Source organism: Pseudomonas sp. IT-196MI5, assembly GCF_949767415.1.
Taxonomy (GTDB): Bacteria; Pseudomonadota; Gammaproteobacteria; order Pseudomonadales; family Pseudomonadaceae; genus Aquipseudomonas.
Map to the genome: position 1 here is coordinate 210,693 of NZ_CATKPZ010000077.1, position 12,777 is coordinate 223,469.

A 12,777-nucleotide genomic window follows, 5' to 3' on the forward strand; every position below is an offset into this window, starting at 1 on the left:
GACAGTCATCTTTGGCCAGGCAACGACGCCCATTGCACCAGCAATGCCTCCAGCAACAAGGCCGGATTGAGGTTGGCCTTGCTCAAGACTTTCTGTCGCTGGGCGAGGATCCAGTCCTGGATATCGAGGACTTTGCCCTGGGCGCTTTTCTGCGCCAGGTATTGCACGACCTTGCGCATGTCGGCAAGGCCCAGGCCGGCTTCGTCCTGGGTCAACTGATAGCGCAGGATCAGGCTCGACCAATCGCAGAACCAATCGAACAGGCGCAACATCGGAATGTTTTTCCACTCTTCGGCCAGTTGCGTCGGCGACTGCTGTTGCTTGAGGAGTTTTTTCACCCCTTCCACCACTTGCATACGTTGCTCACGCACGCCCTGGGCCTGAAGATTGACCGCCGCCAGTGGCGAACCGGCGGCCAGTGTCAGCAGTTCGATGCGCTCTTCTTCGGAACACTCCGGCAACGCCTGGGCCAGCCACTTCAAGCTCATGGCCTCGCCCGGCAGCGGACAGGCCTGTTGCACGCAGCGACTCTTGATGGTTGGCAACAGGCGGCTCGGCTGATGGCTGACCAGCAACAAAACCGTATCGCCGGACGGTTCTTCAAGGCTTTTGAGCAAGGCGTTGGCGGCATTGATGTTCATCGACTCGGCCGGCTCGATCAATACCACCTTGCGCCCGCCCAACTGCGCAGTCTGCACCACGAAACCAACCAGATCGCGAACCTGATCGACCTTGATCGCCTTGTCGGCTTCTTCCGGTTCCAGGATGTAGTTATCCGGGTGGCTGCCAGCCTTGAGCAGCAGACAGGATTTGCATTCACCACAGGCTTGCAGCGCACTCGGGCGCTGGCACAGCAAGCTGGCCATCAGGCGCTCGGCCAGTGCCCGCTTGCCGATCCCGGCCGGGCCATGCAGCAGGTAGGCATGCGCATGCTGGGCGCGACCAGCCAGGTGCTGCCAGAGGGTTTCCTGCCACGGATAGGCCTCAGCCACGGCTCAACTCCAGCAAGCGCGGCAGCAAGGCATCCAGCGATTGCTGAACCTGTGCCAACGGTTGGGCAGCATCGACCAGCACATAACGCGCCGGATCCGCCTCGGCCCGCTTGAGGAAGGCTTTGCGTACGGCATCGAAAAAGGTCCGGCCTTCGCGTTCGAAGCGATCCAGACGACCGCGAGCACTGGCGCGGGCCAGACCCACCTCGACAGGCAGATCGAAAATCAGCGTCAGGTGCGGGCGCAGATCGCCCTGGACGAAGGTTTCCAGGGCCGCGATGCGCTCCAGCGACAAGCCACGGCCGCCGCCCTGGTAGGCGTATGTCGAATCGGTAAAACGATCACACAAGACCACGGCACCGCGAGCCAGCGCCGGGCGAATCACCTCGGCCAGATGCTGGGCTCGCGCCGCGAACACCAGCAGCAACTCGGTATCCGGGTTCATGACTTCGTCGACCGGGGCCAGCAGCACTTCACGGATGCGCTCGGCCAACGGCGTGCCACCCGGCTCCCGGGTCAGCACCACCTCGATGCCGGCGGCGCGCAGGCGCTCGGCCAGGTATTCGCGGTTGGTGCTCTTGCCAGCGCCTTCCGGGCCTTCCAGAGTAATAAACAAGCCAGTCACAGGCAGTCCTTAGTCAGAGTCATTGCGGGCTTTTCGGTGCGTTGGCATCGAGTTCCGGCACTTCAGGGGCTGGCGCAGGATCTTGCGCCGGCACTTGCGGCAGCGCCTCGGGAGCCGTGTTCGGTGAAGCGGCCGGGATCGGAGTCAACCCTTGCGAAGACTTGGCCTCTTGCGTACCGGTTTGCTCAGCCTCGGTTGGCGGCGTCTCGGGCGCGGAGGCAGGCGCCGGGCTGGAGCGGTAATCGGCGCGACGCTTGAGCTGGAACTCCTTCACAGCATTGTTGTGAGCGTCCAGGTCGTCGGAGAACACGTGAGTGCCATCACCGCGCGCCACGAAGTATAGGCTGTTGCCCTCCACCGGATTGAGTGCCGCATGGATGGCTTCGCGACCGACCATGGAAATCGGCGTCGGCGGCAGGCCCGCATTCATGTAGGTGTTATAGGGCGTTGATTCCTTGAGGTGAGCCCGGGTCAGCTTGCCGTTGTAGCGGTCGCCCAGGCCGTAGATCACCGTCGGATCGGTCTGCAGCAGCATGCCCATCGCCATGCGTCGTACGAACACGCCGGCAATTTGCCCGCGCTCCTGCGGTACCCCGGTTTCCTTTTCCACCAGCGAGGCCATGATCAGCGCCTGGTAGGGTTCGGTGTACGGCACATCGGAAGAGCGCTGTTCCCACTCCTTGGCGAGCACTTCGTCGAGGCGCTCGTAAGCGGTTTTCAGCAGTTCGATATCGGTCATGCCGCGCACGTAGCGATAAGTGTCAGGGAAGAAGCGCCCTTCCGGGAAAATCCCGCTGTGGCCGAGCTTGTCCATGACCTGGCTGTCGCTCAAACCGTCGAGGCTATGGTCGAGTTTCTCTTCTTTGGCCAGCGCTGCGCGGACCTGACGGAAATTCCAGCCTTCGACCAGGGTCAGGCTGTACTGAACCATTTCCCCGCGTTTCCACAGGTCGATCAGACCTTCGACGGTCATGCCCGGCTTCATGCGGTATTCACCGCTGTGCAGGGGTTGCTTGGCGAGGTTGAAGCGCCAATATACCCGCAGCCAGAATGCGTCCTTGATGACGCCATTGGCTTCGAGTCGGTAGAAGGTGCGGGTCGGCGTGGTGCCCTTGGGCACATCCAGCAATTGTTCCTGGGCGACGTTCAGCGGCTGTACCAGCGCCGAATGAATTTTCCAGGCTGAAGCACCCAACAGCAGCCCCGCCAGAACCAGTCCGGTTTCCAGCAGCAGCAAGAATTTACGTCTCACGTATCAAGCATCCAGTAGCGCACGGGCAATGGTTTGGAGTTTACGTGTGAGTGGCCCAACCGGCCAGTGAAGAGCAGCACAGGCGCGCACCGGCCAAACGCCATACACGCTGTTGCAGATAAATACTTCATCAGCCCATTGCAGTTGTTCGAGGGGAATGTCGGTGATTTGCGTGGGGATTCCCAGCGACCTGGCCTGAAACAATATTTCGCCACGCATCACGCCGGCCACGCCGCAGCGCTTGAGGTCGGCGGTGACGAGTACACCATCACGCACCAGGAACAAATTGCTGAACACGCCCTCAATCACGCGCCCGGCCTGATCGAGCATCAAGCCTTCGGCATGCTCGGTGTCCTGCCATTCGGCACGGGCGAGGACTTGTTCAAGACGGTTCAGGTGCTTGAGACCGGCCAGTAATGGCTGTCTGGACAATCGCGTGGCGCAAGGAAACAGACGCACACCCTGCTCGCCATGCACGGCAGGGTAAGCCGCGGGTGGATTGCCTTGCAGAATGCGTCGAGCCTGAGCCGAAGGATCCGGGGCGTAACCGCGCAGACCATCGCCACGCGTGAGGATGAGCTTGAGCACTCCGTCACCCAGTGCCGCGGCGTAGGCCAGCAGTTCGCTGCGGATCAACGCCTGATCGGTGGCAAGCGCCAGACGCGCACAGCCGTCCGCCAGACGCGACAGATGCCGGTCCAGCAATACGGGCTGCCCGTTGCGCACGGCGATGGTCTCGAACAGACCATCGCCATAAGCCAGGCCGCGATCCTTCAGCGACAAAGCGTCAGCCGGCTGACCGTCGACCCAGCTGTCCATCAGCCTGCGAACCGGCGGAACACCAGCGAGCCGTTGGTGCCGCCAAAACCGAAAGAGTTGGAAACGACCACATCGATATCCATGTTGCGCGCCGTGTGCGGCACGAAATCGAGGTCGCAGCCTTCGTCCGGCTCATCGAGGTTGATGGTCGGCGGCGCTACCTGGCCGTTGATCGCCAGCACGCTGAAGATTGCCTCGACCGCGCCCGCCGCACCCAACAGGTGACCGGTCATGGACTTGGTGGAACTGACGGCCAGCTTGTAGGCGTGATCGCCGAACACCGACTTGATCGCATTGACTTCGGCCAGGTCGCCCGCGGGAGTCGAAGTGCCGTGGGCGTTGATGTACTGCACTTGATCGCCATTGATTTTGGCATCGCGCAGCGCATTGGTGACGCAACGAGCAGCACCGGCGCCATCGGCTGGCGGCGAGGTCATGTGGTAGGCATCGCCACTGGTGCCGAAACCGATCAGCTCGGCGTAGATGGTCGCGCCACGGGCCTTGGCGTGTTCCAGCTCTTCCAGAACCAGCGCACCGGCACCGTTGGACAGCACGAAGCCATCACGGCCCTTGTCCCATGGACGGCTGGCGCGGGTCGGCTCGTCGTTGCGGGTCGACAGCGCGCGGGATGCACCGAAGCCGCCCATGCCCAGACCGCAGGCTGCCATCTCGGCGCCACCGGCAATCATCACGTCGGCTTCGTCGTACATGATGTTGCGGGCCGCCATGCCAATGCAGTGGGTACCGGTGGTACAGGCCGTGGCGATGGCGTAGTTGGGTCCCTGTGCCCCCAGATGGATCGACAGGAAACCGGAAATCATATTGATGATCGAGCCTGGCACGAAGAACGGAGAGATCCGTCGTGGGCCGGTCTCGTGCAGGGTGCGGGCGGTTTCTTCGATATTGGTCAGACCGCCAATACCCGAGCCCATGGCCACACCGATGCGCTCACGGTTGGCGTCGGTGACTTCCAGGCCGGCGTTGCGTACCGCCTGAAAACCTGCGGCCAGACCGTATTGAATGAACAGGTCGAGCTTGCGGGCTTCCTTGACCGACAGGTATTCCTCGACATTGAAGCCCTTTACCGAGCCGCCAAAACGGGTGGAATAGGCAGAAAGGTCGGCGTGTTCGATCAGACCAATGCCACTGCGGCCAGCCAGAATGCCCTGCCAGCTGCTTGGCACATCCGTGCCCAGTGGCGACAACATACCCATACCGGTGACTACGACGCGTCTACGCGACACAGCACTCTCCTTTTTCAAATGACGACTTTGCATCATGCCTAAAGAAAAAACCGCACGCCGTGATGGCAGTGCGGTTTTTCCACGACAGCGAGCAACGATTACGAACTATTACGCCTGGTGGCTAGTAACGTAATCGATTGCAGCTTGTACGGTAGTGATCTTCTCGGCTTCTTCGTCAGGGATTTCGGTCTCGAATTCCTCTTCCAGAGCCATCACCAGCTCAACGGTGTCAAGGGAGTCGGCACCCAGGTCTTCTACGAAGGAAGCAGTGTTGACCACTTCTTCTTCTTTAACGCCCAGTTGCTCAGCAACGATTTTCTTGACGCGCTCTTCGATGGTGCTCATACCTTGTTTTCACTCCTAATGGACAAATTCAGGCAGCTGGCCAGTGGGTAAGTGTATAGAAAGACTTTTCAGCTTTTCAACTGAAAGCTTCACTCCTCAAACCCGGTGACCCTATGCCGATAAAATAGATTGCAGCTTTATAACGGATTTTAGACAGCTCGTATGACATTTTTTTGAAGCAATCCGTCACATTTGAATTACATGTACATCCCGCCGTTCACCGGGATTGTAGCTCCGGTAACGTAAGCCGCACCGTCCGACGCAAGAAAAGCGACCACGGACGCGATCTCTTGAGCCTGCCCCAGACGACCCAGCGGAATCTGCGTCTGCAAGGCTTCACGCTGCGCCTCGGGCAATTCACGGGTCATATCGGTATCGATGAACCCTGGGGCCACCGAGTTTACCGTAATCGAACGCGAACCGACTTCACGCGCCAGTGCACGGCTGAAACCTTCCAGGCCGGCCTTGGCGGCAGCGTAGTTTACTTGGCCTGCGTTGCCCATGGCACCCACAACCGAACCAATACTGATAATTCGGCCCCAACGGGCTTTGGTCATGCCGCGCAAAACGCCCTTGGACAGGCGGAACAGACTGTTCAGGTTGGTATCGACAACGTCATGCCACTCGTCGTCTTTCATGCGCATCATCAGGTTATCGCGGGTGATGCCGGCATTGTTGACCAGGATCGCCGGCGCACCGAACTGCTCCTGAATGCTCGCCAGAACAGCCGCCACGGACTCGTCGCTAGTGACGTTGAGTTCCAGGCCAGTACCTTGAATACCGTTTTCCTTCAGGGTCGCGGCAATGCGCTCGGCACCCGACGCGGAGGTCGCGGTACCCACAACGATGGCGCCCTGACGACCCAGTTCCAGGGCGATGGCCTGGCCGATGCCACGGCTCGCACCGGTGACCAGTGCAACTTTACCTTGCAGACTCATGCAAGCTTCTCCTGATTCAGGCCAGCGCTGCACGGGCGGCAGCGAAAGCGTCTGGGGTATTGAGATTGGATGTCGACACGCCTTCGGCGCAGCGTTTGTTCAGACCGGCCAGTACTTTGCCCGGGCCGCACTCGACCAGGCTGGTCGCGCCCTTGGCTGCCAGCGCCTGTACGGATTCGACCCAGCGTACTGGCTTGTACAGCTGTTCGAGCAGATCACGCTTGAGGGTTTCCAGATCGGCCGGCACCTGGGCACTGACGTTCTGTACCACAGGAATCTGCGGTGCCTGCCAGTCGATAGCGGCGATCGATTCGGCGAAACGCTCGGCGGCCGGGCGCATCAGCTCGCAATGGGACGGCACGCTGACCGGCAATGGCATGGCGCGCTTGGCGCCACGTGCCTTGCAGCCTTCGATGGCGCGCTCGACGGCGGCCTTGGCACCGGCGATGACCACCTGGCCCGGTGAGTTGAAATTCACCGCGCTGACTACTTCGCCTTGCGCCGCTTCGGCACAGGCTGCCAGTACGTCGGCATCGTCCAGGCCCAGGATGGCAGCCATACCGCCTTGTCCGGCCGGCACGGCTTCCTGCATCAGCTGGCCACGACGTTCGACGAGCTTCACGGCATCGCCCAGGCTCAGACTGCCTGCCGCGACCAGCGCGCTGTATTCACCCAGGCTGTGCCCGGCAACGTATGCCGGGCGCGCACCACCTTCGGCCAGCCATAGACGCCACAGGGCGATCGAGGCAGTCAGAATGGCCGGCTGGGTTTTATCGGTTTGATTGAGTTGCTCTTCCGGCCCTTGCTGGGTCAGTGCCCACAGGTCGTAACCCAGTGCTTCGGAAGCTTCTTTGAATGTTTCGAGAACAACCGGATGTTGCGCGCCCAGCTCGGCCAGCATGCCGAGGGACTGCGAACCCTGTCCCGGAAAGACGAATGCGAGGGAAGCAGACATGTAACAAGCCCCTAATGATCTTGTCGTCGGAGAATTGGCGTCCCGCTTGGGGGCGCAAGAAACTGACAGTTGGATGGCCCATCGAACCAACCGGTCACATTTAAGCATTGTCCGACGAAAACGCCTAAAGCAATAAATCCTCCAGACGGCCGTGAATGCGCTCGGGCAGGTTTTCCTGAATTTCGATCAGTGCGCGCTGAATGGCGCTTTGAAAACCCAGCACTCCGGCAGAACCGTGGCTCTTCACCACGATCCCCTGCAATCCGAGAAAGCTCGCGCCGTTATGCCGGGCAGGTGCCAGATCGGCCTGCAGACGCTTCATCAAAGGCAGCGCCAGCGCGCCGACCATGCGAGAGGCTACGTTCTTTCTGAACAACGCCTCGATGCGCCCGGCGATCATGGTCGCCAGGCCTTCGCTGGATTTGAGCAGGATGTTGCCGACGAAACCGTCACACACCACCACATCCGCCTCACCGCGGTACAAACCATCACCCTCGACGAAACCGATGTAATTGATGCCGCGAGCGGCCTGTAACAAAGTGGCGGCCAGCTTGACCTGCTGGTTGCCCTTGATGTCTTCGGTGCCGATATTCAGCAACGCCACCCGTGGACGCTCGATGCCCAGCGTTTGCGCAGCAACCGAGCCCATGACCGCAAACTGCAGCAGATGCTCGGCACTGCAGTCGACGTTGGCACCCAGGTCGAGCAATTGGCAGTAACCCTTCTGCGTCGGAATCGCCGCCACCATGGCCGGACGATCAATACCCGGCAAGGTCTTGAGCACGAACCGCGACAACGCCATCAACGCCCCGGTATTGCCGGCGCTGACACAGGCCTGGACTTTGCCGTCGCGCAATAACTCCAGAGCTACCCGCATCGACGAGTCAGGTTTGCCACGCAAGGCCTGGGTGGGTTTTTCGTCCATGGTAATGACTTCGCTCGCCGGGGCAATCGACAGGCGCGCGCGATCCACAGCCGAATGGCCAGCGATCAATTCTTCAAGCAGGGAGGGTTGACCAACGAGGGTCAGGTGCAGCGAGGGTGTGGCAGACAGGCAAGCAAGGCTGGCCTGAACAATGCTGCGGGGACCGAAGTCCCCGCCCATTGCGTCAATCGCGATGACTTGAGCGGACAAGTGATTACTCGTCAGCGCCCTTGTCGATCACTTTACGGCCACGGTATACGCCTTCTGGCGATACGTGGTGACGCAGGTGAACTTCACCGGTGGTTTTTTCTACAGACAGGGTGCTAGCCTCGAGAGCGTCGTGCGAACGGCGCATGTCACGGGCAGAGCGGGATTTTTTGTTCTGCTGAACAGCCATAATTGATTAACTCCTAAACGTTTGGGTCACGCTTTAACTGCGCCAATACACTGAACGGGTTGGACCGCGTTACCTCGTCCTCGCTCGGTTCGGGCTCATCGAGACCCGCCGGCTGCTGGCATTCTTCCGGATGATGAGCAGGCACAATGGGCAAGGCGAGCAGAAGCTCCTCCTCGATCAGTGACTGCAGATCCAAAGGATCTTCGCCCAGTTCCAGCACGTCATAACCTTTCGGCAACGACTGGGTATTCGCACCCTCCTTCACCACGGCGTAACTGCATTCGCTGTGGATCGGCAGGGTGACCAGCTCAAGACAACGCTGGCAAACCATTTTGACTTCAGTGTCGATAAAGCTGTGGATGACCACAGATTTACGTTCATCTCGTTCAAAAACGAATTTAGCCTGCACCGTACCGACATTGTCGGAAAGCGGGTCGCAGAGTCTCTCCAAATCGGCCAGCAGCATTTCACCTTGAAGGGTGGTGCCACGATCAGCCAATTTGCGCGGGTCAACGTGAGGTGGAATCGGGTCATTCAACATAGGCGCAGCATTATAGGGATGCACCCGCCCATGTCAAAGGAAATTCAGCCCTGTCCGTCACTTGCAAGCCTCGCTAGAATTCGCACCTGCCTTCTGGAGATGCGCATGCTGCCTTTATTACTCGCTTCTGGCTCGGTCTATCGCCGGGAATTGCTGGCCCGCTTGCAGTTGCCTTTCACGTGCAGCTCGCCGGATATCGACGAAAGCCATCGCCCTGGCGAATCCGCCATCGAGCTGGTCAAGCGCCTCGCCGAAGAGAAAGCGCGCGCCCTGGCCGACAGCCATACCGCTCATCTGATAATCGGCTCCGATCAGGTCGCCGTACTGGGAGAGCGGATTATCGGAAAGCCCCACAGCTTCGAAAAGGCCCGTGAACAACTTTTGGCCGCCAGCGGTGCCCACGTGACATTCCTGACCGGCCTGGCCCTGCTCAACAGCCAGACCGGACACTGCCAGGTCGATTGCGTGCCGTTCACCGTACACATGCGCACACTCGACGCGACCCGCATCGAACGCTACCTGCACGCCGAGCAACCCTACGACTGCGCAGGCAGCTTCAAGGCCGAAGGGTTGGGGGTGAGCCTGTTTCAAAGCACGGAAGGCCCTGACGCCACCAGCCTCGTCGGCCTGCCACTGATTCGTTTGACCGACATGCTCCTGACCGAAGGCGTGCAAATCCCGTAGGAGCCGGCTTGCTGGCGAACCGGGCGACGCGGTGTGTCAGACATGCCGCCTTCGCTGGCAAGCCAGCTCCTACAGTTCGTGCAAAGGCAAAAAAAACCGGCCAGCGCCGGTTTTTTTGTGCAATCAGAAACTCAGCGCAGCGACGGACCGTTAAAACCCATCCACATCGCCAAATGCTCAGCCACGCTGGCACCGAGCTTTTTCGAGAAGCGATCGAACGGCGACTCCTGAACGGTGAAGTCCACCAGCTCTTTCTCGCCGATCACATCCCGCGCAACCGAACTGGCATTACCCAACCCATCGATCAACCCCAGCGGCAGCGCCTGCTCGCCGGACCAGACCAGGCCGGAGAACAGCTCCGGATGCTCCTTGTCCTTCAGGCGATCGCCACGCCCCTGCTTGACGCTGCTGATGAACTGCTTGTGAGTCGTATCGAGCACGCCCTGCCAGAAGGCGGTTTCTTCCGGCTTTTGCGGCAGGAACGGATCGAGGAACGATTTGTGTTCGCCTGCGGTGTAAGTGCGCCGCTCGACGCCCAGTTTCTCCATGGTGCCGACAAAACCATAACCGGCCGCCGTCACACCGATGGAGCCGACCAGGCTCGCCTTGTCGGCGTAGATCTGATCTGCCGCGCTGGCGATGTAGTAAGCGCCGGAAGCCCCGAGGTCGGAAATGACCGCATACAGCTTGATGTCCGGGTGCAGGCCGCGCAGACGGCGGATCTCGTCATAGACATAACCCGACTGCACCGGACTGCCGCCCGGGCTGTTGATGCGCAGGATGACGCCCTTGACCTTCTTGTCCTCGAAAGCCGCGCGCAGGCTGCCAACGATATTGTCTGCGCTGGCGGGCTCCTTGTCGGCAATCATGCCTGTCACATCGATCAACGCCGTGTAATTGGCACTGAGGGTAGCGGCCTTCTCCATATCCATCAGCGGCGAAAACAGGGCAATGGCACCGAACAGATACACAAAAGTCAGTGATTTGAAGAATATCCCCCAGCGACGGGACCGGCGCTGCTCCTGTATGCCGGCCAGCAGCGTCTTTTCCAGCAGCTTCCAGCTCTTGTCGTCACCGCTCTCTGCGCTCGCCTTGGCGGGCGCCTTCCATTCGTCGGTCATGCCATCCACCCCAAAAACAACCGGTTAAGCCCGCTGACTCAGCCAGGCATGCAATTCTGAAAAACGGTCAATGGCCAGCCGCGGCTCATACAGCTTCAACGCATCGATCGATTGAGCGCCATAGCTGACAGCCACCGACCCCATGCCGGCGTTGCGTGCCATCTGCAAATCAAAGGACGAATCACCGACCATCAACGCTTGTTCCGGGCGAACCTCGCAATGCGCGAGAATCTGCTCGAGCATCAGTGGATGGGGCTTGCTGGCGGTCTCGTCGGCCGCGCGGGTGATATCGAAGTAATTCTCCCAGCCATGGGACTTCAACACCCGGTCCAGCCCACGGCGGGCCTTGCCGGTCGCCACGGCCAGATGATAACCCTCGGCACGAAATGCCTCGAGCGACTCGACCACACCCTCGAACAGCGGCGAAGGCACAGCTTCCGACGCAATGTAATGTTCGGCATAGTGCTCGCGGAACGCGATCAGCTCGCCATCATCAATCTCGGGGTACAGGGTGCGAATCGCTTCCGGCAAGCCCAGGCCGATGATGCCTTTGACGGCAAAATCATCGCGCAGCTCAAATCCGGAGCGCTGCGAGGCAACGTGCATAGCCTCGACAATCCGGCCAATGGAATCGGCCAGCGTGCCGTCCCAATCGAAGATCAGCAGCTTGTAATCAGATGGGCGCACTCAATCGCTCCACGGTTTTGGCCCACATCTCGTCGACCGGCGCTTGCAGCTTCAGTTCGCCGCCATCAGGCAACGGCACAGTCAGCATGTAGGCATGCAGGAACAGGCGCTTGCCGCCCAGATCGCGGATTTCCTTGCTGAAACCTTCGTCGCCATACTTGGTGTCGCCAGCGATGCAATGCCCGGCGTGCAGGGTGTGGACACGGATCTGGTGAGTCCGGCCGGTAATCGGTTTGGCCTCGATCATGGTGGCAAAGTCGCCGAAGCGGCGCAGGACCTTGAACACGGTCACGGACTCCTTCCCCTCCTCCTCGTCGACCTCGACCATGCGCTCGCCGGAACGCAGATTGCTCTTGCCCAGCGACGCACGGACTTGCTTGATCGAGCTCGCCCAGTTACCACGGACCAGCGCCATGTAGCGCTTGTCGACGCCATCACCGCGCAACGCAGTGTGCAAGTGGCGCAACATGCTGCGCTTCTTGGCGATCATCAACAGGCCGGAGGTATCACGGTCGAGACGGTGAACCAGCTCGAGCTCCTTGCAATCGGGGCGCAACTGACGAAAGGCTTCGATCACCCCGAAAGTCAGGCCGCTACCGCCGTGCACAGCAATGCCCGCAGGCTTGTTGATCACGATCAGGGCCTTGTCTTCGAAGACAATCGAGGCTTCGAGTCGCTGCAGCAACCCCTGCGCCAGTGGTACCGGCTCGTCGCGCTCGGGCACTCGAACCGGCGGCACGCGCACGATATCGCCCGCCTGCAGCTTGTACTCGGGCTTGATCCGACCTTTGTTCACACGCACTTCGCCTTTGCGCAAAATGCGGTAAATCAAGGTCTTGGGCACGCCTTTGAGTCGGGCGAGAAGGAAATTATCAATACGTTGGCCGGCATATTCCGGCGAGACCTCAAGCAGTTGTACGCTTGGAGTCGGGGGGGTAGTCGTCGTCATGCCGCGGATGATAACAATTTTTTATGGAATTGAAGCACTTAATCATTGCTGCTATAGTCGCGAACGTCGCCAAAAGCGGCCTGGACAGCGGACCAACGGTCAAAAACCGGCCCTGACCAACGCAATTCACCAGGACGCGAGGCCGTCCTACGCGGCTTTCGCTACGTAACGGTGGAGTTTGCAGGTGTAACGAGCGCAGGTGACATGAGGCCTGAATCACGCCACAAAGCAGAGTTTTCCACTCGTTTTGCGAGCCATATTCACGGCCAGTTCACAAAGTGCAGTCAGCTGCGAATGACCCCG

General features: G+C 60.1%; 15 protein-coding genes. 1 reads left to right on the forward strand and 14 read right to left on the reverse strand.

The window, feature by feature from the left end; genetic code table 11:
• Positions 1-5: 5 nt before the first annotated feature.
• The 11 genes from ACM6IK_RS26745 to ACM6IK_RS26795 all read right to left on the reverse strand — a co-directional run bounded on the left by ACM6IK_RS26745 (position 6) and on the right by ACM6IK_RS26795 (position 9,033).
• Positions 6-992, reverse strand: coding sequence for a DNA polymerase III subunit delta' (locus ACM6IK_RS26745; protein ID WP_414876694.1), 987 nt, complete (start codon positions 990-992; stop codon positions 6-8).
• Entirely contained in the window at positions 985-1,617 is a 633-nt protein-coding gene (gene tmk / locus ACM6IK_RS26750) for a dTMP kinase (RefSeq protein WP_218427495.1), read from the reverse strand. The genes ACM6IK_RS26745 and tmk overlap by 8 nt, the downstream gene beginning before the upstream one ends.
• Before the next feature lie 19 nt (positions 1,618-1,636).
• The gene (gene mltG, locus ACM6IK_RS26755; protein WP_414876695.1) at positions 1,637-2,869 is read right to left on the reverse strand and encodes an endolytic transglycosylase MltG; all 1,233 of its coding nucleotides are present in this window, start codon (positions 2,867-2,869) and stop codon (positions 1,637-1,639) included.
• Between the two features lie 3 nt (positions 2,870-2,872).
• Positions 2,873-3,688 (reverse strand): aminodeoxychorismate lyase, encoded by an 816-nt coding sequence (pabC, locus tag ACM6IK_RS26760; RefSeq protein WP_414876696.1) that lies wholly within the window; start codon positions 3,686-3,688, stop codon positions 2,873-2,875.
• Positions 3,688-4,932, reverse strand: coding sequence for a beta-ketoacyl-ACP synthase II (gene fabF / locus ACM6IK_RS26765; RefSeq protein ID WP_108215355.1), 1,245 nt, complete (start codon positions 4,930-4,932; stop codon positions 3,688-3,690). Before fabF ends, pabC begins: the two co-directional genes overlap by 1 nt.
• 108 nt (positions 4,933-5,040) lie before the next feature.
• Entirely contained in the window at positions 5,041-5,277 is a 237-nt protein-coding gene (gene acpP, locus ACM6IK_RS26770; RefSeq protein ID WP_003175607.1) for an acyl carrier protein, read from the reverse strand.
• A 197-nt stretch (positions 5,278-5,474) separates the two neighbouring features.
• On the reverse strand, positions 5,475-6,215 hold the full coding sequence (gene fabG / locus ACM6IK_RS26775; protein ID WP_007997043.1) for a 3-oxoacyl-ACP reductase FabG: 741 nt from the start codon (positions 6,213-6,215) through the stop codon (positions 5,475-5,477).
• A gap of 16 nt (positions 6,216-6,231) precedes the next feature.
• Complete coding sequence (gene fabD / locus ACM6IK_RS26780; RefSeq protein WP_414876697.1) at positions 6,232-7,170, reverse strand: ACP S-malonyltransferase; 939 nt, start codon at positions 7,168-7,170, stop codon at positions 6,232-6,234.
• Positions 7,171-7,294: 124 nt separating this feature from the next.
• A complete protein-coding gene (gene plsX, locus ACM6IK_RS26785) occupies positions 7,295-8,305 on the reverse strand; it encodes a phosphate acyltransferase PlsX (protein WP_414876698.1) in 1,011 nt (336 codons plus the stop codon).
• 4 nt (positions 8,306-8,309) lie between these two features.
• Complete coding sequence (gene rpmF / locus ACM6IK_RS26790) at positions 8,310-8,492, reverse strand: 50S ribosomal protein L32 (protein ID WP_003179396.1); 183 nt, start codon at positions 8,490-8,492, stop codon at positions 8,310-8,312.
• Between the two features lie 13 nt (positions 8,493-8,505).
• A complete protein-coding gene (locus ACM6IK_RS26795; RefSeq protein ID WP_008050439.1) occupies positions 8,506-9,033 on the reverse strand; it encodes a YceD family protein in 528 nt (175 codons plus the stop codon).
• Positions 9,034-9,138: 105 nt separating this feature from the next.
• Here ACM6IK_RS26795 and ACM6IK_RS26800 point away from each other — a divergent pair, with 105 nt between their 5' ends.
• Positions 9,139-9,717: a Maf family protein gene (locus tag ACM6IK_RS26800; RefSeq protein WP_414876699.1), complete on the forward strand. Its 579-nt coding sequence runs from the start codon at positions 9,139-9,141 to the stop codon at positions 9,715-9,717.
• 131 nt (positions 9,718-9,848) lie between these two features.
• On the opposite strand, the gene ACM6IK_RS26805 is transcribed toward ACM6IK_RS26800, so the two are convergent.
• The 3 genes from ACM6IK_RS26805 to rluC are packed head-to-tail and all read right to left on the reverse strand — an operon-like array spanning position 9,849 to position 12,474.
• On the reverse strand, positions 9,849-10,838 hold the full coding sequence (locus ACM6IK_RS26805; RefSeq protein WP_414876700.1) for a S49 family peptidase: 990 nt from the start codon (positions 10,836-10,838) through the stop codon (positions 9,849-9,851).
• A 24-nt stretch (positions 10,839-10,862) separates the two neighbouring features.
• The gene (locus ACM6IK_RS26810; protein WP_414876701.1) at positions 10,863-11,525 is read right to left on the reverse strand and encodes an HAD-IA family hydrolase; all 663 of its coding nucleotides are present in this window, start codon (positions 11,523-11,525) and stop codon (positions 10,863-10,865) included.
• On the reverse strand, positions 11,512-12,474 hold the full coding sequence (gene rluC, locus ACM6IK_RS26815; protein ID WP_414876702.1) for a 23S rRNA pseudouridine(955/2504/2580) synthase RluC: 963 nt from the start codon (positions 12,472-12,474) through the stop codon (positions 11,512-11,514). The genes ACM6IK_RS26810 and rluC overlap by 14 nt, the downstream gene beginning before the upstream one ends.
• Positions 12,475-12,777 lie beyond the last annotated feature (303 nt).